20 protein-coding genes are annotated in these 20288 nt (G+C 63.9%); 5 read left to right on the top strand and 15 right to left on the bottom strand.

Translation table 11 applies throughout. The features are described 5' to 3' along the window. Window positions 1-17 precede the first annotated feature (17 nt). A complete protein-coding gene (locus tag JLC71_RS14525) occupies window positions 18-467 on the bottom strand; it encodes a YaiI/YqxD family protein (RefSeq protein WP_200916189.1) in 450 nt (149 codons plus the stop codon). Between the two features lie 135 nt (window positions 468-602). On the opposite strand from JLC71_RS14525, the gene JLC71_RS14520 reads away from it, so the two are divergent. Together JLC71_RS14520 and JLC71_RS14515 are read left to right on the top strand one after the other, a co-directional pair. Next, window positions 603-2810 carry a YgiQ family radical SAM protein gene (locus JLC71_RS14520; protein WP_200916187.1) on the top strand — a complete coding sequence of 736 codons (2208 nt, stop codon included), beginning with the start codon at window positions 603-605 and terminating at the stop codon, window positions 2808-2810. 40 nt (window positions 2811-2850) lie between these two features. Then, complete coding sequence (locus tag JLC71_RS14515; RefSeq protein WP_200916185.1) at window positions 2851-3204, top strand: SUI1 family translation initiation factor; 354 nt, start codon at window positions 2851-2853, stop codon at window positions 3202-3204. Between the two features lie 66 nt (window positions 3205-3270). Here JLC71_RS14515 and JLC71_RS14510 read toward each other — a convergent pair whose 3' ends face one another. Continuing rightward, window positions 3271-4149: an EamA family transporter gene (locus JLC71_RS14510; RefSeq protein WP_200916183.1), complete on the bottom strand. Its 879-nt coding sequence runs from the start codon at window positions 4147-4149 to the stop codon at window positions 3271-3273. Window positions 4150-4317: 168 nt separating this feature from the next. Here JLC71_RS14510 and JLC71_RS14505 point away from each other — a divergent pair, with 168 nt between their 5' ends. Then, entirely contained in the window at window positions 4318-5604 is a 1287-nt protein-coding gene (locus JLC71_RS14505) for a hypothetical protein (protein WP_200916181.1), read from the top strand. 114 nt (window positions 5605-5718) lie between these two features. On the opposite strand, the gene JLC71_RS14500 is transcribed toward JLC71_RS14505, so the two are convergent. Both JLC71_RS14500 and JLC71_RS14495 read right to left on the bottom strand, forming a co-directional pair. Continuing rightward, window positions 5719-6438, bottom strand: coding sequence for a sugar isomerase domain-containing protein (locus JLC71_RS14500; protein ID WP_200916179.1), 720 nt, complete (start codon window positions 6436-6438; stop codon window positions 5719-5721). Between the two features lie 332 nt (window positions 6439-6770). Continuing rightward, complete coding sequence (locus JLC71_RS14495; protein ID WP_200916177.1) at window positions 6771-7664, bottom strand: DMT family transporter; 894 nt, start codon at window positions 7662-7664, stop codon at window positions 6771-6773. A gap of 106 nt (window positions 7665-7770) precedes the next feature. Here JLC71_RS14495 and JLC71_RS14490 point away from each other — a divergent pair, with 106 nt between their 5' ends. Then, the gene (locus JLC71_RS14490; RefSeq protein WP_200916175.1) at window positions 7771-8703 is read left to right on the top strand and encodes a LysR family transcriptional regulator; all 933 of its coding nucleotides are present in this window, start codon (window positions 7771-7773) and stop codon (window positions 8701-8703) included. Between the two features lie 65 nt (window positions 8704-8768). Here the strand turns inward: JLC71_RS14490 and JLC71_RS14485 are convergent, their stop codons facing one another. The 5 genes from JLC71_RS14485 to JLC71_RS14465 all read right to left on the bottom strand — a co-directional run bounded on the left by JLC71_RS14485 (window position 8769) and on the right by JLC71_RS14465 (window position 14016). Continuing rightward, a complete protein-coding gene (locus tag JLC71_RS14485; RefSeq protein ID WP_200916173.1) occupies window positions 8769-9725 on the bottom strand; it encodes an MBL fold metallo-hydrolase in 957 nt (318 codons plus the stop codon). A gap of 85 nt (window positions 9726-9810) precedes the next feature. Then, a complete protein-coding gene (gene tpiA, locus JLC71_RS14480) occupies window positions 9811-10641 on the bottom strand; it encodes a triose-phosphate isomerase (protein ID WP_200916171.1) in 831 nt (276 codons plus the stop codon). Window positions 10642-10705: 64 nt separating this feature from the next. Continuing rightward, window positions 10706-11626 carry a DMT family transporter gene (locus JLC71_RS14475; RefSeq protein ID WP_200916169.1) on the bottom strand — a complete coding sequence of 307 codons (921 nt, stop codon included), beginning with the start codon at window positions 11624-11626 and terminating at the stop codon, window positions 10706-10708. A 73-nt stretch (window positions 11627-11699) separates the two neighbouring features. After that, complete coding sequence (locus JLC71_RS14470; RefSeq protein ID WP_200916167.1) at window positions 11700-12395, bottom strand: HAD family hydrolase; 696 nt, start codon at window positions 12393-12395, stop codon at window positions 11700-11702. Next, on the bottom strand, window positions 12385-14016 hold the full coding sequence (locus JLC71_RS14465; protein ID WP_200916165.1) for an FAD-dependent monooxygenase: 1632 nt from the start codon (window positions 14014-14016) through the stop codon (window positions 12385-12387). The genes JLC71_RS14470 and JLC71_RS14465 overlap by 11 nt, the downstream gene beginning before the upstream one ends. Between JLC71_RS14465 and JLC71_RS14460 the strand changes: the two genes are divergently transcribed. Continuing rightward, entirely contained in the window at window positions 13898-15082 is a 1185-nt protein-coding gene (locus tag JLC71_RS14460; protein WP_236250911.1) for a LysR family transcriptional regulator, read from the top strand. The two genes, JLC71_RS14465 and JLC71_RS14460, sit on opposite strands and share 119 nt — an antisense overlap. Before the next feature lie 23 nt (window positions 15083-15105). Here the strand turns inward: JLC71_RS14460 and JLC71_RS14455 are convergent, their stop codons facing one another. The 6 genes from JLC71_RS14455 to JLC71_RS14430 form a co-directional block, all read right to left on the bottom strand. Next, the gene (locus tag JLC71_RS14455) at window positions 15106-15864 is read right to left on the bottom strand and encodes an AfsA-related hotdog domain-containing protein (RefSeq protein ID WP_200916161.1); all 759 of its coding nucleotides are present in this window, start codon (window positions 15862-15864) and stop codon (window positions 15106-15108) included. Between the two features lie 64 nt (window positions 15865-15928). After that, entirely contained in the window at window positions 15929-16786 is an 858-nt protein-coding gene (locus tag JLC71_RS14450) for an SDR family oxidoreductase (protein WP_200916159.1), read from the bottom strand. Between the two features lie 30 nt (window positions 16787-16816). Next, entirely contained in the window at window positions 16817-17308 is a 492-nt protein-coding gene (locus tag JLC71_RS14445) for an SRPBCC family protein (RefSeq protein WP_200916157.1), read from the bottom strand. A 372-nt stretch (window positions 17309-17680) separates the two neighbouring features. After that, window positions 17681-18181: a hypothetical protein gene (locus tag JLC71_RS14440; protein ID WP_200916155.1), complete on the bottom strand. Its 501-nt coding sequence runs from the start codon at window positions 18179-18181 to the stop codon at window positions 17681-17683. Window positions 18182-18208: 27 nt separating this feature from the next. Next, window positions 18209-19273, bottom strand: a complete 1065-nt coding sequence (locus JLC71_RS14435) for an extracellular catalytic domain type 2 short-chain-length polyhydroxyalkanoate depolymerase (protein ID WP_200916153.1) — start codon at window positions 19271-19273, stop codon at window positions 18209-18211. Window positions 19274-19455: 182 nt separating this feature from the next. Next, the gene (locus JLC71_RS14430; protein ID WP_200916151.1) at window positions 19456-20283 is read right to left on the bottom strand and encodes a class I SAM-dependent methyltransferase; all 828 of its coding nucleotides are present in this window, start codon (window positions 20281-20283) and stop codon (window positions 19456-19458) included. Window positions 20284-20288: the final 5 nt, after the last annotated feature.

Below are 20288 nucleotides of genomic sequence, written 5' to 3'. Positions count from 1 at the left end.
GCAAGTGTTCGGTGAAACTATTTCGGCAAACGCGCCAGCCAGCTATCCAGCGCCCTTGCAAACGCCTGCCGGTCGCCCTGGTTCAGCGCCGAGTGCCCGCCGGTCTCGACGCCGGAATCGCGCAGCCCCTGCATGAAGTCGCGCATCGACAGCCGCTCGCGGATGTTCTCCACCGTCATCCGCTCGCCACGCGGGTCGAGCACCCGCGCCCCTTTGGCGATGACGTCGGCGGCGAGCAGTATGTCAGCGGTGATCACCAGATCACCGGCGCTCACGCGGGCGACGATCTCGTTGTCGGCAACGTCAAAGCCCTTGGGCACCTGCAGCGCCGAAATCCACTTCGATGGCGGCACGCTCAGCAGTTGATTGGCGATGAAAACGGTCCTGATTTGGGCGCGTTCGGCGGCGCGGCAGAGAATGTCGCGGATCACCCGGGGGCAGGCGTCGGCGTCGACCCAGATTTGCATCGGGTTTTCCAGGCGAGAAAAGATGCGCCATTTTACCCCGCCGATCGTCGCTATCCCGATGAAAAACAAGAAAATTTCCGGATTCATCGGGGCGAAATCTGCGAAAATGGTCGATTAGCCAGATTGCCGGTCATCATGAATTCCGTTCCAACACCGATTTTCGATTACGCACCGCAGCGCCGCGCCAAGCCGGCGCCTTTCCTGCCGATGAGCCGCGCCGAGATGGCCGCGCTCGGCTGGGACGAGTGCGACATCATTCTGGTGACCGGCGACTGCTATATCGATCATCCGAGCTTTGGCATGGCGCTGGTCGGCCGGCTGCTCGAGGCGCAGGGCTTCAGGGTCGGCATCATCGCCCAGCCCGAGTGGGACAGCGCCGAGCCGTACAAGACGCTGGGCAAGCCAAGGCTGTTTTTCGGCATTACCGCCGGCAATATGGATTCGATGATCAACCGTTACACGGCCGACAAGCGCCCGCGTTCGGACGACGCCTATACGCCCGACGCCGTCGCCGGCCGCCGGCCCGATCGCGCGGTGACGGTATATTCGCAGCGTTGCCGTGAGGCCTTCCCCGGCGTGCAGATCATGGTCGGCAGTATCGAGGCCAGCCTGCGCCGGATCGCCCAGTACGATTACTGGAGCGACAAGGTGCGCCAGTCGGCGATCGTCTACGCCAAGGCCGACATCCTGCTGTACGGCAACGCCGAGCGCGCGCTGGTCGAAGTGGCGCATCGCGCCAACGCTGGCGAAAAGCTCAAGGACATGCGCGACATTCGCGGCACGGCCTTCATGAGCAGCCACGGCTGGATGCCGGCGCGCGACTGGGCGGTGCTCGATTCGACCACCGTCGATACGCCGGGACGGGTCGAAGCGCATCCCGATCCGTACGCGATGGAAGAAGAGAAACAGGCCGGCGCCGCCTGTGAAACCGGCGCTGCGCCGGATGCGCCGAAACCGATCCGCCTCGTCAGCAAGGCCGAACGCCTTGCCGCCAAGCAGGCCGAACGGCAGAAAACCGTGGTACGGATTCCGGCGTATGAAGCCGTCGCGCACGATCCGGTGCTGTACGCGCACGCCAGTCGCACGCTGCATCTCGAATCCAATCCGGGCAACGCCCGCGCGCTGGTGCAGCAGCACGGCGAGCGCGATGTGTGGATGAACGCGCCGCCGGTGCCGTTGACCACGCCGGAAATGGATTACGTCTACGGCCTGCAATACGCGCGCAATCCTCACCCTTCTTACGGCAAGGCGCATATCCCGGCGTGGGAGATGATCCGCTTCTCGATCAACATCATGCGCGGCTGTTTCGGCGGCTGTACCTTCTGCTCGATCACCGAGCACGAGGGCCGGATCATCCAGAGCCGCTCGGAAAAAAGCATCCTCACAGAGATCGAGGAAATCCGCGACAAGACCGACGGTTTCAAGGGCCACATCAGCGACCTCGGCGGCCCGACCGCGAACATGTACCGGCTGGCGTGCAAGGACGAGAAAATCGAGCAGAGCTGCCGGCGTTTGAGCTGCGTTTACCCGGGCATCTGCGAGAACCTCAACACCGATCACTCGCACCTGATCCAGCTGTACCGCAAGGCGCGGGCGATTCCGGGCGTGAAGAAGATCACCATCGGTTCCGGCCTGCGCTACGACATCGCGGTCGAATCTCCCGAGTACATCAAAGAGCTGGTCACCCACCACGTCAGCGGCTACCTGAAGATCGCCCCCGAGCACACCGAAGACGCACCGCTATCGAAAATGATGAAGCCGGGCATCGGCGCGTTTGAGAACTTCAAGCGCCTGTTCGAGAAGTACAGCAAGGAAGCCGGCAAGCAGCAGTATTTGATCCCGTACTTCATCGCAGCGCATCCGGGCACGGCCGACGAAGACATGCTGAATCTGGCGCTGTGGCTGAAGAAAAACAACTTCAAGCCCGATCAGGTGCAGGCGTTCACGCCGACGCCGATGGCATTGGCGACGACGATGTGGCACACCCGCCGCAACCCGCTGAAGAAGCTTGGCCGCAGCTCGGAAAAAGTCGACGTGATCCGCGACGGCTACCGCCGCAAGCTGCACAAGGCCTTCCTGCGTTTCCACGATCCGGAAAACTGGCCGATCCTGCGCGAAGCGCTGATCAATATGGGCCGCGCCGACCTGATCGGCAACGCGCCGCAGCACCTGATCCCGCGTGAAGCGCCGGGCGAGCGCCGCAGCCATGCCGCGCCGCGCGGTTCGCAACCGGTAGCTCAAGTCGCAGCCAAACCGCGCGTGCCCGCAGGTCAGCGCAAGATCGTGCTGCCGGGGCAGGGCAAGGGCAAGAAGACCAGCGGCAAGGCGCGCAGCGGGCGCTGATGGATACCCGGATTTTCCAACCCGAACGCGAGGCCAACCGTTGAAAGCGCAATCGTCAGGCGGTCTGGTCTACTCGACCGAGCACGGCAGCATATGCCCGGCCTGCCGCAATCCGCAGGCAAGCTGCAGCTGCAAAGCCGTCGTGCCGGCGGGTTTCGCCGATGGCGCGCTGCGGGTATCGCGGGAAACGCGCAAAGGCAAAGGCGTCACGCTGATCAAGGGCCTGACGCTGGATGCGGCGGCGCTCGCACTACTAGGCAAACAATTGAGGACCCAGTGCGGTTCGGGTGGCACGGTCAAGGACGGCGTGATCGAAATCCAGGGCGATCACTGCGAGCTGGTGATGGCCGCGCTCAGGCAGCTGGGCCACACCGTCAAACGCGCCGGCGGCTGAATACCTGTCCACGTGCTGCGCGCCACTGATCGGGGCTCGCGACAGGTCGTGAACAGGCTCCGGGCGTCAGCCGGTCTGCGGCGCCAGCCAGCGCGGGCCGAACACGTTGATCAGCAGCCCGAGCATCACCACCAGCCCGCCCGCCCACTGAAGCGGCGTCAACTGCTCGCCCAGCAACAGCCGGGCGGAAACCAGACCGACCACCGGCACCAGCAGCGTCAGGGGGGCAATCTGCCGCACCGGATGCTGTGCCAGCAAACGACCCCACAAGCCGTAACCCATGCACGTGGCGATGTACGCCAGATAGAGCACCGCCAGCACGCTGTCCACGCCGGGGCTGGCCAGACTGGCCGCGATGCGCGGCGTTCCTTCCAGCCAGATCGACAGCGCCAGGAACGGCAACGGCGGCACCAGCGCGCCCCAGACCACCAGCCCCAGCGGGTTGACCTTGCCGATGCCCTTGATCACCAGATTGCCGCCCGCCCAGCACAGCGCGGCGCACAGCGTCAGTCCGAACCCCAGGCCGGAGACGTGTCCGGCACCGCCGCTCAACCCGATCATTGCCAGACCGGCCGCCGCCACGGTCAGCCCGGCCAGATTGTGCCAGTGCATGCGCTCGCCAAAGAGCGCCGCGGCCAGCAGCAAGGTGAAGAACGCCTGCGCCTGCAGCACCAGCGACGCCAGACCGGCCGGCATGCCGACGTCGATGGCGGAAAACAGGAAGACGAACTGCCCGAGGCTGATCGTCGCGCCGTAGGCCAGCAGCCGCGTCCACGGTACTTGCGGGCGTGGCACGAACAGCACGGCGGGAAACGCCACCAGCGTGAAACGCAAGGCGCCGAGCAGCATCGGCGGCACGCCGTGCAGGCCGACCTTGATGATGACGAAATTGACGCCCCAGGCAACGATCACCAGCAGTGCGGCCAGCCAGTCTTTCAACACCATGGCGACGCTCCGGAAAAGGAGTAGCCAGTATGCGCCGTTCGCACTTTCGACGACGGTCACAGTGGCCACGGCCGGCATCCGTAACAGCGGACGATGACCGACCGCCGGCACGGCAGGATCATCACGCTGCGGGTATGTTGAAAGCAGCGCCACCGTTGGGGAAAACCGATGAAGCCGTGGATCCTGCTGCTCGCACTGCTGCCGTTTGCCAACGCCGACTCCACGTCCGTCGGCGCGGCACCGATGCCGTTCGGGCTGACGCCGCTGCCCGGCTTTACCCCGACCTTTCCACCGTTCCTGCGCGCGAATGTCGAACTCGACGTGCCGGTCTCCGGCTGGATCCGCGACAAGCGCGGCGTGCCCGAACGCTGGGACGAATACGCGGTGCCGGTGGTGGGCGACGGCTGGTACGCCGAGTACCGCTATCGTCGCGGCGTGACCGCCGCCGCGGTGCGCAAGCATTACGAATGCACGCTGGCCAACCGCGGCTTTGCCCGGGTCGAGGCGCAGCAGTGCGACGAGCGCTGCCTGCGCGATACCGACGGTGTCGATCTGCGCCGCATCGCCGGCATCGCGATGCGCAATGTCCGGCCGCGCCCCGAACCGGGCTACTCGATCGACTACACCGTCTACGCCAGCCAGCGCGAGGGCGTGGTGCTGCTCGGCACCGGTCACTCGGACACCGACCCGGCCCGTGTCGACGTGACGCTGGCGATTGCCCAGGGTGCGATCCGCGACATGAAGCCGATCGCGCGCAAGCTGAAGGCCAGCCCGACCGCGCCCGAGCTCAATCACGCCGACTGTCCGGCCGGCGACAAGGCCGGGCCGCAGGCGGTGTGGCCGGTGCGCGACACGCCGGCGCCGCTTGGCCGCGCGCCGTTCGATCTGGACATCCTGCCCGGTAATCCGCCGTTCGAGCAGGGCAAGTACCTCGAACACGTCCGCGTCGACGTACCGATCTCGACACCGTACTTCAAGCCCGGCGGCGGCCTGCGCGTCGACCGGCTGGTGCCGGTGGCCGGCAACACCTGGTTCTACGGCTACACGCTCGACGACAGCGCCCAGTGGGTCAACAACTATTACGGCGCTATCCTGAAGCGCAACGGCTATCGGCTGGTGCACGCCTACCGCTGCGACGCCGGCTGCCAGCGCGGCGCAGGCCCGGGGCCGCGACGGCTGCGCGCCTACTTCGGGCTGATGCAGAGCAATCTGCACAGCGAGCTGCGGATCAACCTGGTCGGCCCGCGCACCGAGTACCGCATCTATTCGGACCGCAAGACCGGCATCGTCATTCTTGGCACCGAGCAACGCGGCGGCCAGCCGCGTACCGACGTCGAGCTGTACATCGCCCACGGCTTCGTGCTCGACGACGCCGCATTTGCCGCCAGGGCGGCCGAGCCGGCCGGCATCGTCGTGCACGAAGCCCGGCACTCGAGCGGCGGCGAACGCCGGTAAGCGCCGGCGTTTCAAGCCGCCCAACGCAAACGAATAAGCCAGAAGCCTGGCGTTAAACCTTCGCAATGCACACCGACCTTGTGCATCACGACCGCGACCGGCCCGGCGGTGGGATTACAAATGCTTGATGCGCGGCTTGTATCTGGCGAACAGCGCCTCGTTGCCGGTGGCACGGTCGGTGTTCTGGCTCTGGTAAAGCGGCACATCAATGCCCAGCTCAACGCCTCGCCTCACCGTTTCGGCAACGAGCACCTGGGCGATCGCAATCCCGGAGAGGCTCGAAAACGATCCGGTTCCCAGTTCGCCGTAGCGCAGCAATGCATCACCGTTTGGCGCGCCATTATCAATGACCAGATCGGCCAGTTCGTACAGCTTGGCGCCGCTCGGGTGGCGTGAGGTATTGGCGCGCGATTGCTCGAGCGAGGTCAGTGCGATGCAATACACGCCCTCGGCGCGCGCACGTTGCGCCATCTCGACGATGACGGCGTTGAGCCCGGAGTTCGAAACGATCAACAGCAGATCGCCCTTGGAGATTTGATACTCGTCCCAAAGGATATCGGCCAGCCCGTGCAGCCGTTCCAACCGGCCACTGCGCGTAGCGCCACCGCCATTGAGCACACAGCTATCCAGCATCGCCGCCACATTGGCGAGCCCACCCGCCCGGCCGAACAACTCCATTGGCACCATGTGCGAATGCCCCGTTCCAAACGCAAAGATCAAGCGGTCGGCGGCGACGGCCTCCAGCATCTTTTCAACGGCAAGATCGATCGCGTCGCGCTGCGACTCGATCAGCCCTTGCAGGCGTGACAGGCTTTGGGCGAGGAAGTCGTACATGATGGGCTCCTGGAACATCGATCATGAGGAGACCGGATTGATCGCCACGACTCGCCCGATCTGATCCTGATCCCGCCGGGCGGGTCGCATACCTGCCAATCCGACGCAGGGGCCGGCACGAAGCCCGGTACTTGTGCTGCCCGCAGGCGCGGTCAATGCGGGGGTTTGCCGAATGCCTGGCATCTGCGGCGCCACTCAACGGCCACGCAATCCTATTTTAATTAAAGACGGCTCAGGCTTGCGTGCCGCACTTATCGTGCGCTCGCCACCGAGGCCCGCGCCGCGCGGAGCCTGTCTAGCCCGGACCGCTTACGCGGCGCACTGATCCGCCATCAGGCCGTGGCCGGCGAGACCTGCCGCGGCAGCGTTGCCCACAGACTAGCGCCGACGATCAGCACCGCGCCGGACCAGGCCAGCGGCGTCAGTCGCTCGCCCAGCCAGATCGCGGCGAACAGCGCGCCGAATACCGGTTCGCTGCCCATCAGCAGCGCAACCCGGGTCGGGCTGCCGCGACGTACCGCCCAGTTCTGGGCGAAGAACGCAAAGATCGTGCAGAACAGCACCAGATACAGCGCCGCAATCCAGAACGCCGGCGCACTGGGCAACGGCGGCAGGCCACGCCCGGAAACCATCAGCGCGACGGCAACACTGCCGGCGCAGACGACACCGGCCTGCACCGCGGTCAGCGTCAGCATCGGCATCGCCTTGCCGTGGATCAGTTTCTTGATCAGGCAGACATTGACCGCCCGCAGCAGCGCGGCCGCGAGCATCAGCGCATCGCCAAGATTGAAGCTCAGGCTGGCCGCGCTGCTGAGCATGGCCGCACCGACGAGCGAGGCCAGCGCCGCGACGACGGCACTGGCCTCGGGGCGACGCCGCAACATCACCCATTCGGCAAACGGCGTGAACACCACGCACAGACTGATCAGCAGTGCGGCGTTGGCGGCACTGGTCAGCGCAACGCCGAAGGTCTCGCAGATGAAGATCCCCAACAGGATCGCGCCCAGCGGCAGGCCGGCGTTCAGTGCACCGCGTCCGGCCGGGGTCGCCAGTTGCCGCAGCGACGGCAGCAGCAGCAAAAAGGTCAGCCCGAAGCGTACCGCCAGAAAGCCGAGCACCGGGTAGTAGACGAGCGCGCCCTTGGCGACGCCGTAGCTCGTGCCCCAGAGCAGCGCAACCAGCAACAGCATCGCCTCGGCCGGGTAACGGGAAAGCAGGTTGGGCATGGTGCGACTCGCTGAACAGGGATGTGCGCAGCTTATGTCTTGCGGCCAGTGGCGATAATCACCGACACTGGAACAATACTTGTGCTCGATGAGAACAAATCAAACCATGAACGCAGGTAAACGCGCTGCATCCGGCGACTTCCTCGGCCTGCTCGACGATATGGCGGTCTTCGTCCGCGTGGTCGACGCCGGCAGCTTTTCGGCGGCGGCGCGCCAGCTCGGCAGCACGCCGTCGGCGGTGAGCCGGCAGATTGCCCGGCTCGAAACGGCGCTGGGCGCGCGGCTGCTCGAGCGCACGACGCGCAAGCTGCGGCTGAGCGAACCGGGCCGCGCCGCGCTGGCACGCGCGCAGGACATGGTCGCCGCGGCGCGGGCGGTAATGGCGGTGTCGGGCGAATTCATGGAGGCACCGCGCGGGCTCGTCCGGCTGAGCGCGCCCAACGCCTTCGCCCGCCAGGTCGTCCACCCGACGCTGCCGGCGTTCCTCGCCCGCTACCCGGATATCGACGTGCAACTGGTGCTGACCGACCGCGATGTCGATCCGTACAACGACGACGTCGATCTGGTGCTGCGCATCACCGAGACACCGCCACCGGGGCTCGCGGCCCGGCCGCTACTGCGCATCGAGCATGTGCTGGCGGCAACCCCGGCCTACCTTGCCGCCCGCGGTACGCCGGTGCATCCGCACGAACTGGCCGGCCACAGCTGCATCTATCTCGGCGAAACGCCCGACGACGCGCGCTGGCAGTTCCGCCGCGACAAGGACGCCGCCAGCGTCACCGTCCGTGGCCGCTATGTCGCCAATCACAGCGGCGTTCGGCTTGAGGGCGCGCTGGCCGGACTCGGCATCGCCTGCCTGCCGCTGTTCACCGCCCGCGACGCGCTCGCCGACGGCCGGCTGATCCGCGTGCTGCCCGACTGGGCCTTCCGCGCGCCGGCGTATCGCGGCACCGCGTGGCTGCTCTACCCGCCGAAGCGCCATCTGGCACCGAAGGTGCGCGTGCTGATCGACCATCTGGTAACGCAGCTGGCGCAGTGAGCTCCACTGCGCCGTCGGTGAGTCCGCGGCACACCGCCTTCCGGCGGCGGTGCCCCCGGTGACGATTACAGCGACTTGCCCGAATCGAGATCGCTGTTGACCAGACCGTACACGCTGTAGCCGATCATGTAGCTGAGCTTGTAGTCCGGGAAGCGGGCGCTGAAGCGACGTTCCAGCTCCTTGTAGTGGCCGCTCGCGAGCTTCGGATCCTTCAGTTCGCCCTGACGGTCACCGAGCTGCGCCACATAGTCGCGCACCAGCACATCGGCCTGCGCCAGATAGCGCTGCTGCTCCTTGACCGCCTCGGCCACGGTGACGAACTCGCCGCGACCGCCGTAGACCTTGGCGTTCGGCTTGCCCTTCGCCAGCGCCGCCAGCTCGCCGACCGCCGCCGACCATGCCGGCAGATCCGGCTGCGGCTTGCCGTTGACCAGCCCGCCCTCCAGCCACAGGTGCGCCTTGTTGTGCAGCAGGTCGCCGACGACCAGATCGCCGCTCTGGTCGACGCGCACCACCACCTGCTTGGTCGCCACGCCCGGGTGTTGCAGCTCGAACAGGCTCAGCGTCTCGCCCGACTTGAGCTTGAGCACCGTCTTGCCGCCGAACGTGGTCTTGACGTTCTCGAACGCCGGATAGGTGCCCGGCTTGAACGCCTTGGCGGTGTTGACCCAGAAGTTTTCCTTGTACGCATGCACCTTGGGCATTTCGGCCGACACCGCCGCGCTGGTGATCGATTCGACCCCGAGCTTGTGCAGATAAGGCAGGCCGTTGTACTTGTCCGGATTCGGGTGGGTGACGACGACGCGGGTGATCGGCGACTTGGTCTCGCTGCGGATCTGCTTGACCATGGCTTCGGTCAGCGTCGGCACGAACTGGGTATCGATGACGGTCACTTCCTTGCCGTCGTCGTAGTAGAAGGTATGGGTGTCGAAGCCGTTGGCGTCCGAGGTATAGACGCCCAGCTTGCCGGCCAGCGCCAGCTGGCTCAGGACGGCGGCGGTCAGGCCGAGGGTGGCTTTCATGGCAAACTTCATGATGATTTCTCCGGGTTGGATCTTGTTGTGGTGAGGTGCGGGCCGCTTCCGGCCCGATGGATAGCGGTATCGTTCAGAACTCGCGCCACGGTGGCGGGACGCAGATCGTGGCCGGCAACGGCATCCGCAGCGTGGTCTCGCCCGGTGCCGGACGATGTTTCAGCCCCAGCGTGATCGGTTCGCCGTGCATGCTGTGGTTGGCGATCCGGCAGATGCTCAGGAACTCGCTGGCCGACAGCGCAGCGTTGCCGACGAGGACACCGTCGACGCTGTCGACGTTGAGCACCTGCGCGGCGTTGTGCGCCTTGACACTGCCGCCATAGAGCACACGGGTGCCGGCGCCGAGCACGTCCTTGATGAAGCCGTGCATTTCGCCGATATCGGCCACGGAGGCGGTCACGCCGCCGCCGATCGCCCACAACGGTTCGTAGGCAATGGCAAAGCGTTCGGTCGGCACGCCGCTCAGCAAGGACAGTTCGTCGACCATCAGCTGATGCGCCTTGCCGCTTTCGCGCTGCGCCAGCGTTTCGCCGACGCAGTAGACCGGATACAGGCCGGCATCGAGCGCGGCGTACAGTTTGCGGGCGGTGACTTCGCGGGTTTCGCCGTACATGCTGCGGCGCTCCGGGTGGCCGATCAGCACCAGCCGGCAGCCGAACTCCTTGAGCATGGCGGCCGAGATTTCACCGGTATGCCCGCCGGACGGGTGCTCGCTGACGTTCTGCGCGCCGAGCTTGATCGCCGATTGCGCATCGGCCAGCAGCGTATTGGCAGCGCTCAGGTAGGGATAGGGCAGGCACAGCCCCACCGTCGCGCCCAGTCCTTCCTGCATCAGGGTCGGCACGATTTCGTGCAACAGATCGATGTTGCCGTTCATCTTCCAGTTGCCGATGACTGTTTTCATTTTCAGACTTCCTCGGAAAGCCGGGCGCCGGGCCGAATCGTTCGGTGAGGCGGCGCGCCGGCAGCTATTTGGCGGCCTTGAGCCCGAGCCCCATCTTTCGGGCCTGGACACTCAGGGCGACGATGATCAGCAGGGTCCCGAGCATTTCGCTGCCGCTGGGCACGCTGCCTTTGGCCGCGCTGATCAGCAGCGCCGAGACCGGAACCAGGTTGATGAAGACGATGCCGTGCACGGCGCCCAGGGTGCGTACGCCCTTGTTGAAGGCCAGCGCGGCCAGCACGGTGCCGATGACGACGATGTAGAGGATCGGCGGAATCGCGGCGATCAGGTCGGCCGGATCGGGGCGGTTGGCGTAACCGAGCATGGTCGCGAGCACGGCGAAGGCGAACAGGCCCGGCAGCGCCAGAATCGCGGTAAAGGTCGTGTACTCGATCACCGACAGCCTGGAAACGCTGGCCTGGCCACGGGTGTACATGATCCAGCCGACGGTGCCGACAAAGGCGATCAGGTCGCCGACCACGGTGCTGTGGCCCGTGTCGCTGCCGCTGCGCCAGACGCCGGAAACCAGCGAGACGCCGAAGATCGCCAGTGCGACGACGCACCACGCCCACAGCTGCGGACGCTGGCGCTCGAACACCCAGCGCATCAGCAGCGTGGTGATCGGCATCGTCGCCATGATCACCGCGCCGTGCGACGGCACCGAGTACGACAGGCCGATGAACACCAGGATGCCGAACATGCCGTAGCCCATCAGGCCCAGACTGGCCAGGCGCCGCCAGTGCTCACGCAGCAGTTCCCAGCGGACATTGCCTTGCAGCATCAGGATGCCGCACAGCAGCAGCGAAGCACCGGTATAGCGGACCACGGTGAACCAGAACGGGTCGACGTTGTTGAGGACGAGCTTGCCGGCGTGGAACAGGCCGCCCCAGGCGGCGGTGGCAAACAGCAGGGCCAGCATCGCGCCCCAGCGGGAAACATTGGTCATTTCATTCTCTTGATCGGATCAGGGGGAAACGGTGCGCGGCAGGCGCCGCGCGGGTTCGTCGTCAGCACGAGGGCTAGACATGCAGCGCTTCGAGCACCTCCTCGTGTTCGTTCAACGCCAGCAGCGGCCAGCCACGCTGCAGTGCGGCCTCCTCGAGCGGGGCGTCACCACGGACGACGTAGGCACGCCCGGTCAGGAACAGCATCGGCAGGTCGGTGATGTGATCGCCGCAGCCGACGCAGTCCGCCAGATCCAGACCGTGTTCGAGCGCGTACTTGCGCACCGCGACCCCCTTGCCGTCGCCGATCATCTGCAGACCGTCGATCTGGCCGGTGTAGAAGCCGTCGCGCACTTCCAGCGTCGTCGCCAGGCAGGCGTCGAAACGGAGGTGGCGCATCAGCGGCGCGAGGATCTCGTGGCTCGAACCCGACACCGCGACCAGCTGGAAGCCCTCGGCGCGCAGCTGCTCGGCCAGGGCCAGCGCCGAGCGTATCCACAGCTCGTCGCCGTATTCGCCCTGCAGGTGGGCGAACCACGCCTGGGCGATCGCCCGCAGCACGGTCTGGTTGCGGCCGGAAAAGCTCCGGTAAAACAGCCGGTTGAGAAACTGGCGATCCTCGCGCTGCGGATGGCTGTGCAGCATCTGCACGAAGTCCGTGTACGCATCGGCGGCATCGGTCCGTGCGTAGTAGTACTGCTGGAACGAGAACATCGACTTGAGGTTCAGCAGCGTGTTGTCGACGTCGAAAAAGGCAGCTTTACGCTTCATGGCAGATCAACTCCTCATGCCGGATGGTGTTGACCGGGAAGGTGGAAAACCGGGCATTGCTGAAATAGCGGGATACGGCGTCGAGCGACCATTCACGGGCCGACAGCGCGGCAAAGCCGTCGGGCCGCACCAGTACCAGCGCCTGTTCGGTCACGTCGAAGGCCTCGAACACGCTGCTCAGGCGATCCTCGATGAGGTCGATGCCCTTGGGGATCAGTGCCTCGATGGCGTCGACTTCGCGCGTCACCAGCTTGACCCGCAGGTACGGCAGTTGCAGCAGCAATTGCGAACCGACGGCCTGCAGTTGTCGCAGCATCGTGTCGTCAAGCCGGTTGGTCACCAGCATCAGCGTGTAATGCGTGCCGTGGATCAGACTGGCCAGCGGCTTGTAGCCCAGACCGTCGGGCACCCAGGCATGCGGCACGCGCGCACCGGCCTGCGGCACGCCCTTCACCGCGGCCTCGGCACCGTCGTAGGTCTGCATCAGCCCGGCCAGCAACCGCGGCAACTGCTCCTGCACCTTGGCCGTCGGATTGAACCAGCGCGTCATCAGCCGGCGCATCAGCCGGCGATGCCAGGCCGTTGCGGTGATGTAGTCGGTCGTCTTGGAGGTGATCGTCGCAATCAGTCTGGCGATGGCTTCGCGCTCGTCGCGGTAACTGTCGATCAGATCGACCGGCGCCCAGCCCTTCTCGACGTAGGCCAGTTTCCAGGCGAGGTTGAACGCGTCCTGGAAGCCGGTGTTCAGTCCCTGCGCGCCCAGCGGGCTGAACAGGTGGAAGGCGTCACCGACCAGGATCGTCCGGCCCTTCAGGCAGGTTTCGGCGCGACGATGGTAGAACGGCGCGCAGGTCAGCCATTCGGGCGAATGCACGCGCATATTGCCCGGCCCCTGGCGATCGACGATCGCCTGCAGTTCGGCCAGCGTCGCCTTGGGCTTTTCATCGCCCTGGAAGTCGTCGAACTTCTTGCCGGTCTGGGCAATGATCCGGTGCAGGCCGCCCGGCATCGGCACCAGCAGCAGGTAACCGTGCCTGGAGAGGAAGAACTGCAGTTCGTGCTTGGGGCCGGCCCAGTCGACCTTGACGTCGCCGAGAATGAACGACTTGCCGTAATCGCCGCCCGGGAAATCGATCCCGGCCAGCTCGCGTACCGCGCTGCGGCTGCCGTCGGCGCCGATCAGCCAGTTGCAGCTCACCAGCTCCTCGCTGCCGTCGGCGTGCTGCAGATGTACCCGCGCCTTGCCATCGGCGTCATCGCGCCCGCCGAGCTGCTCGACCCCGACCAGCCGGGTATTCCACTCGACCCGCCCACCGAGGCTGATCAGGCGCGCCAGCAGCGTCCGCTCGGTGCAGCTTTGCGGCAAACCTACAACAAAAGAATATGCAGATGAAATGTTTGTAAACTTTGACCGCATAATCGTTTGGTTGTTGTCAACCAAACGAAAGGTATGCATCGGATGCCCCTGACTGAGCAGCTGCTCGGTCACCCCGAGCGCATGCATGCTCTCCAGCGTCCGCGCATGCACGCCAACCGCTTTCGAATACGGCGTCGGCGCATCGTTTTTCTCGACGACCCGCACCGCAATCCCTTGTTGGCGCAGCAACGCTGCCGTAGCCATGCCCACCGGACCGGCACCGATCACTAAAACAGGAACGAAACTTTTATGCACTTTGCAGCCCGACCATAAAAAGTTGTTTCTTCGTTCTGAGCAGCCGACTCATCCTGGCTTTATTGCCCCGAACCCGTACTTTCAAATTCAAACTGCCCCTATGAGCAATAGCCTTAGACCCATTGACCTCAATCTCTTCAAGGTCCTGCTTTCGATTTACAACCAGCGCAATCTGACTCACGCTGGCAAGCAGTTGGCGATGACGCAGCCTGCGGTCAGCCGTGCCCTGGAGCGCTTGAATTACATTTTCAACGAGCGCCTTTTCGTCCGGATCGATGGCGAAATGCGCCCGACGCGTACGACCGAAATGATTGCCCCGTTGATTTTCGAGGGCATGGCCTTGCTGGAAGCCGCCGTCAATATGGCTTCCGGCTTCGACCCCAAACATATTTCGACTTCCCTGAAGCTCGGGCTGAACGATTACGGCATTGCCATCGTGCTGCCCAAACTCATACAGCGTGTCAGCGATCAGGCCCCTTCGGTCTTTCTGACGACGATGCCGGCGACTTATCAGGATGCGCACGAATTAATCGAGCGTTCCGAAATCGATTGCGCCATTGTTTCCTCTTTACCGAACTGCAATCGCCTGGCGACCGATCCCTTATTCCGCGAGGATTACGTTGCCGTCTGCTCCAACCAACACCCGTCGATTTCCGACGGCCTGGATCTGACGCAATTTCTCGCGGCGGAACATTTACTGGTTTCTTATAAAGGCCATTTATCCGGCTGGGTCGACGAACGCCTGGCTGAAATGGGCAAGAAACGTCGCGTCGTCGGTTCGGTCCACAGCTTCAATGCGATTCCGGAACTGCTCTGCCAGCGTCCTTACCTTTGCGTCCTGCCACGCCGACTCGCCCAGCACTTCGCCAAGGCCTATCCGCTGCGGATCAACGAACTGCCGTTTCCCAGCGAGAACCACCTGTTCCACTTCATCCGGCTACGCCACCTCACCAAGAATCCGATTTCCAACTGGATTCGCGATCAGGTCGTCGAAACCTGCCAAGAACTCGTCTAGGCCGACGACCCGGGTAGACGGCATCAAGCCGCTTGCAGCTGCTGCACCTGCTGGAGATTCAGCGCCTGTTCCAGCGCGGTCTTGGCCATCTGCTCCTCCTTGGCATTCAGCCGGCTTTCCAGGATCGCCGTGTAGTCGACCTCGGCGGTGCAGACCGTCTCGTTATGCTGGACAAAGCGGATCGTGACCTTGGCGGAGACGCGATCGGCACGGCTCTGGTCCAGTGCCTCGATCTTGAGGTCGATGCCAACCTGCAGCGGGAAGGTGAACTTGGTGTAATCGACGTTGAACTTGTTGATCACGAAGTAGTACTTCTCGTTCTGCGGCAGCAGGAACCATTCGGTCACGGCGAGGAAGGCCTGACGGGCGGCTTCGGTCAGCACCATGCCCTGGATGTGGTGGCCGGTGGTGTGGTCCGAGATAATTTCGCAATCGTCGTCGAGCGACAGCAGCATGTGGTACTGGTTGAGGCCGACCTGCTGCGGATCGGTGATCAGGATATTGCGACGTTGCCACTTGTGGCTGAAGCGGCGGCCGGTCCGGCTGGTGATCTGCTCTTCGCCCTGAAAGGCGACAGCGACGCTGCGGGCATCGAAGCGGTGTTTCAGGTACGAATACCAGCCTTCGGACACGCCCTGGCCGATCACGACCGCGTTCGGCAGCGCTTCGTCCTGGGCGCCACCATCGAGCTTTTGCGCCAGTTGCGAGACGGTCATGACACCGGGCAGGTTTGCGAAGTGGGCGAACTTGTCACCGACCACGACAATTTGATTAGGATTCATTTCGGCTCTCTTGAGATGGGGCCCCCGCCGGCGAGCTGCGCCCGCCGGCCTGGATCGCAGCGGCTTAAGCGGCGACGAACTGCGGGCGATAGGCGTTGGCGAAGTTGTTCAGATCGTGCGCCGGGCGGCCGGTGACCCTGGCGACGGTATCGCTCAGCACCGCGGCGCCGTAGCCTGCGCGGTAGATCTGGAACAGTTCGAGGAAGGCCTCCACCAGCCACTGGTCGAGCCCGCCCGAGGTCATCGCATTGCGCGCGGTTTCCTCGTCGACCGCGACATACTTCGCCGGCTTGCCGATCGCAACGCTCAGTACATCGGCCGCCTCGGCATAGGTCAGCGCCGCCGGGCCGGTGATTTCGTACGCCTGGTTTTCGTGGCCCGGCTCGAGCAGCGCGGTGACGATCGTCGCCGCCACATCACGCACGTCGGTAAAGCTGATCGCACCTTCGCCAGCCGGGGCGTAGATCGCGCCGTCGGACGCGATGCTGCCGGCCGAGCCGATCAGTACCTGCATGAACAGGTTCGGACGCACGAAGGTATAGGCGATACCGCTGGCCTTGATCTGGTTCTCGATCTCGAAATGCTTGCGCGGCAGACGGATCGGCGCCTCCGGGCCGGCGCCGAGGCCGGAAAGCTTGACGATGTGCTTCACCCCGGCCGCCTTGGCCGCTTCGAGCACCGCCAGTTGGTGCGCGACCATGTCGGCATGCGCCGGCGAAATCAGCACCACCTTGTCGACACCGCGCAGCGCGTTGCTCAGGCTCTGTGCGTCGGTGAATTCACCCTGCACCCATTCGACCGAACCGGACTGGCCGACCTTGTCGGCGCTGCGCGTCAGCGCGCGCACCGCCACGTTTTGCTCCGCCAGACGACGAACGACTTCGCTACCTACATTGCCAGTGGCACCAGTGACCAGAATCATGATTTCTCCTTTGTATTTAATTGGAACTGCTTAGGAATGCAGAAGGATCGACATTCCCTTAATGCCATTCCTGAACAGCGCCTCTAGGTCGCTTTTAATTTTTTGGCTGTCGCCTTGTTCAGGAACCGTGTACCACGCCCGCCAGATCAGTTTCGATTCATTACCGCGGGACTCGATCTTCAATTCGGACCGGTATTGATTCACCGGCAGCGGGCCACTCAAGATCGAATAACTGAAACTGCGATCAGACTGCGAGAATGTTTCGAGGCGCTCGGTATAGGCGCTATCGTTCTTCATCACCACCACCCGATAAATGCCGTCGCTCCGTTCTTCCACCAGGCAATCGCGCACCAGGGATTGCCAATGTTCAATGCTGCAGAACGTACCGATTTTCCCCCAGGCCTTTTCGGCGCTGACATCGAATTTCTGCTCGAGTACGATCTTGGGCTGATCCGATCCAGCTGCGAATGTCATTGTCGAAATCATCGTCAATGCACCCGCAAGACAGATATTTCTCAACATGCCAACCTCTAGGTCGCTTCTTGAAAATTGCAGGGTGTTGTCTATCCGAACCTCCCATGCCGATTCCCCGCTGCCATTCAAAACACCGCGCTGTTTGTTTTCGCTTTGCCTTGTGCGCTCCGGGTTGATGAAAATATATTCCAGCCCGAGCGAGCTGGAAAATGAACGATTGGTATACCTGCTATACAGGCAGCGATCCGTGTTTGCTTATGCCTGTTCCGCGCGCGGATGGCGCTGCACTGCAGAAACGAAAACAGCGCCGCAACGCGGCGCTGTCGGGGGGGACGACGGGACGGTCAGGACGGGCAGCGGCGCAGAGGCAACACGCTTACGCCGCGTTCGACACCGCCGGCTTGCGCGTCCGGGTGCCGCTCAGGCCGCATCGGCTTCGCGCTGGCGCGACGACGAACGCGTCACCGCCACATCGGGCCGGACGGCCTGCACCGGCGCAGCCTGGGCCGCCTGCTTCTGCGCCATCCAGTAGCCATAATCGATCTGGACGTTTTCCATCAGTCCCATCAGGCTGGTGAGCTGATCGCTGACCAGCGATCCGAACTGGGCGTACAGGTTGTACTCCTGCTCGAAGAACTTACTCATGGTATTGGCCTTGCCCAGCCGGCCAGATTCTTCATACAGCAGCTTCATGCCATCCCACCATTGCTGGTTCTGCTTTTGCAGCCGCTGCGCCACCGCCTGCTGCAGCCCCCATGCCTCCACGAGGGTCTGCGGATCGAGGTAGGCCGGCAGCGATGTCGCCACGGCGAGGCTGTTGTTGAAATGGCGGCTGACGCTCTGGGTGTAAAGTTGCCCCAGTCTGTGCAAGCGGTGTGCGGGCACGTGGTGGATGGCCTTGGCCTGATCGTAATTGCTCATGACTATTTCCTTTGTATCCGGTTGGGCTTAGCCGCCGAGCCGCTGCAGCATGCCGTGAATGGCGCGAATCTGAACCGCATTGCGCGAGTAGTAGTCCGGGCGCTGCGCATCGGTGCTGGAGTAACCCCACCAGTCCCAGCAGCCCTCGGGGTTCTGGGTGATGCCGTCGTCGGTGCCCTCGACCTGCGGGTACAGAATGATGAAATTGTTGCTGTCGGCAATGGCGTTGTAGCCGGTCGTCGTCACGTAGCGGTTGCCGTACGGCGGCGACGTCAGCGTGTCGCGGCGGCCGTTGGTGTACTCGACATAGTTGTAGCCCTGCTTGCAGCCGTGCAGTGCGATATGCACCCGCGCTGGCGCACCGTCCTCGACCGCTTTCGGGATATAGGCGTATCCGTACTCGCTCATGCTGGCGCCAGGGTCGCCGCCAAAGAACTCGGTCTGATGAAATCGCAGCAGCCGGCCGCTCAGGCGTTCGGCCGGCGGGTTCAGCTTGCCGTAGATATGCTCGAGAATATGGTGCGACTGCATGAAATCGCCCTGATTGATGTAAGGCGGCTGGTTACTGCCGAGCGGCGAATCCTCGGGGTTGTCGGTAATGATCGAATGCCCGGCCGGCACGGTGTCGTCAAACGCGATGTGCTCGGGCCGCACGCCCAGCAGCTCGTAGAAGCTGCGGGTGCGGGCGACGACATCGGAAAACACCACCTCGTCTTCGCTGCCGGTGAAGATGTAGACCTTGTCATCGGCCAGATGCTCGACCGGATCGATTTCGCCAGCCGCGGCGGTATCGCGCGCCAGTTGCGCCAGATGCGCGGCATTCGGCGCGGTCTGCGGCACCAGCGGATTCAGGCAGATAAACAGCGAGTTCTGGATGAACGCGTCTTCCGCTACCGGCGCCGCGCCCGGGAAGCTCTCGGCACAGCGGAACGGCCCGCCGGCGATGATGCCGGCGCCAACGAAGCTGGCCGAATGCGCCAGGTGCAGCTGCACCGTCATGAACGCCCCGGACGACAGGCCCGAAACCGAGCTCTGCCCTTGTTGCACGTTGTAACACCCAAGCTGGGTCACTTTGGAATCAATGGTCACCATCTGCTTTCCACTCTCCAGACATGTTATTAATGTCAAACACAGTAAGAATGCAGATAGTACATCGTCATCAATTGCTGCGACGCAACATATGCGTAATGGCCGTAGCCAGCAGACGAACGGCAGGATGCCCAGGGGACGAAAAAAAACCGGCCCTGGGCCGGTTTTTTGCGACGGCGCGTCGATCAGACGGTATAAAAACGCGCGCGCATTTCTTCCAGCCCCAGTTCGCCCAGCACCGCATCGAGCCGCTCGGCCGGTTTCTTGCGCGGCAGATTCTTGTAGCTGGCAATGATCAGCTCGTTCTTCATCGAGTGCTCCCAGCCGACCAGCTCGGTCACCGTCACCTGATAGCCGTGCGCTTCGAGCTGCAGGCAACGCAGCACATTGGTCAGCTGGCTGCCGAACTCGCGCGTGTGGATCGGGTGGCGCCAGACTTCGGCCAGCGGGCTTTTCAGCGCCCGCTGCTTGTTCTTGCGCAGCACGGCGGCGACTTCGGCCTGACAGCAAGGCACCAGCACGATGTGCTTGGCTTTTTTATCCAGCGCAAAGCGGATCGCATCGTCGGTCGCGGTATTGCACGCGTGCAAGGCGGTGACGACATCGATCTGCTCGGGCAAGACATCGGAGCCGATCGAATCGGCGACCGACAGGTTCAGAAAGCGCATGCCGGGGAAGCCGCAACGCTCGGCCAGCGCGGTCGAGCGCTCGACCAGTTCCTGCCGGGTTTCGATGCCGTAGATCGTGCCTTCCGGCGCATTGGCCTTGAAGAACAGGTCGTAGAGGATGAAACCCAGATACGACTTGCCGGCGCCGTGATCGACCAGCGAGACATTCGGGTGATCGGCCACCACATCGCGCAGCAGCGGCTCGATGAAATTGAACAGGTGGTAAACCTGCTTGAGCTTGCGGCGGCTGTCCTGATTGAGCTTGCCGTCGCGGGTCAGGATGTGCAGTTCTTTCAACAGCTCGACCGACTGCTCGGGGCGGATATCGTATTTTTCGCCTGTCATCGTCG

The sequence above is a fragment of the Jeongeupia sp. HS-3 genome (assembly GCF_015140455.1).
GTDB lineage: Bacteria > Pseudomonadota > Gammaproteobacteria > Burkholderiales > Chitinibacteraceae > Jeongeupia.
The sequence above is the reverse complement of the archived record's forward strand: the minus strand, read 5'-3'. Positions and strand labels throughout refer to the sequence as shown.

Bases quoted from the DNA above. Each gene is read 5' to 3' on its own strand.
- JLC71_RS14475 (WP_200916169.1), bottom strand. From the start codon at position 11,626: ATGACCAATGTTTCCCGCTGGGGCGCGATGCTGGCCCTGCTGTTTGCC.
- JLC71_RS14470 (WP_200916167.1), bottom strand. From the start codon at position 12,395: ATGAAGCGTAAAGCTGCCTTTTTCGACGTCGACAACACGCTGCTGAAC.
- JLC71_RS14435 (WP_200916153.1), bottom strand. From the start codon at position 19,273: ATGGTGACCATTGATTCCAAAGTGACCCAGCTTGGGTGTTACAACGTG.
- JLC71_RS14490 (WP_200916175.1), top strand. From the start codon at position 7,771: ATGAACGCAGGTAAACGCGCTGCATCCGGCGACTTCCTCGGCCTGCTC.
- JLC71_RS14520 (WP_200916187.1), top strand. From the start codon at position 603: ATGAATTCCGTTCCAACACCGATTTTCGATTACGCACCGCAGCGCCGC.
- JLC71_RS14450 (WP_200916159.1), bottom strand. From the start codon at position 16,786: ATGATTCTGGTCACTGGTGCCACTGGCAATGTAGGTAGCGAAGTCGTT.
- tpiA (WP_200916171.1), bottom strand. From the start codon at position 10,641: ATGAAAACAGTCATCGGCAACTGGAAGATGAACGGCAACATCGATCTG.
- JLC71_RS14455 (WP_200916161.1), bottom strand. From the start codon at position 15,864: ATGAATCCTAATCAAATTGTCGTGGTCGGTGACAAGTTCGCCCACTTC.
- JLC71_RS14430 (WP_200916151.1), bottom strand. From the start codon at position 20,283: ATGACAGGCGAAAAATACGATATCCGCCCCGAGCAGTCGGTCGAGCTG.
- JLC71_RS14505 (WP_200916181.1), top strand. From the start codon at position 4,318: ATGAAGCCGTGGATCCTGCTGCTCGCACTGCTGCCGTTTGCCAACGCC.
- JLC71_RS14465 (WP_200916165.1), bottom strand. From the start codon at position 14,016: ATGGCTACGGCAGCGTTGCTGCGCCAACAAGGGATTGCGGTGCGGGTC.
- JLC71_RS14525 (WP_200916189.1), bottom strand. From the start codon at position 467: ATGCAAATCTGGGTCGACGCCGACGCCTGCCCCCGGGTGATCCGCGAC.
- JLC71_RS14440 (WP_200916155.1), bottom strand. From the start codon at position 18,181: ATGAGCAATTACGATCAGGCCAAGGCCATCCACCACGTGCCCGCACAC.
- JLC71_RS14445 (WP_200916157.1), bottom strand. From the start codon at position 17,308: ATGTTGAGAAATATCTGTCTTGCGGGTGCATTGACGATGATTTCGACA.
- JLC71_RS14460 (WP_236250911.1), top strand. From the start codon at position 13,898: ATGCTCTCCAGCGTCCGCGCATGCACGCCAACCGCTTTCGAATACGGC.
- JLC71_RS14510 (WP_200916183.1), bottom strand. From the start codon at position 4,149: ATGGTGTTGAAAGACTGGCTGGCCGCACTGCTGGTGATCGTTGCCTGG.
- JLC71_RS14495 (WP_200916177.1), bottom strand. From the start codon at position 7,664: ATGCCCAACCTGCTTTCCCGTTACCCGGCCGAGGCGATGCTGTTGCTG.
- JLC71_RS14500 (WP_200916179.1), bottom strand. From the start codon at position 6,438: ATGTACGACTTCCTCGCCCAAAGCCTGTCACGCCTGCAAGGGCTGATC.
- JLC71_RS14485 (WP_200916173.1), bottom strand. From the start codon at position 9,725: ATGAAAGCCACCCTCGGCCTGACCGCCGCCGTCCTGAGCCAGCTGGCG.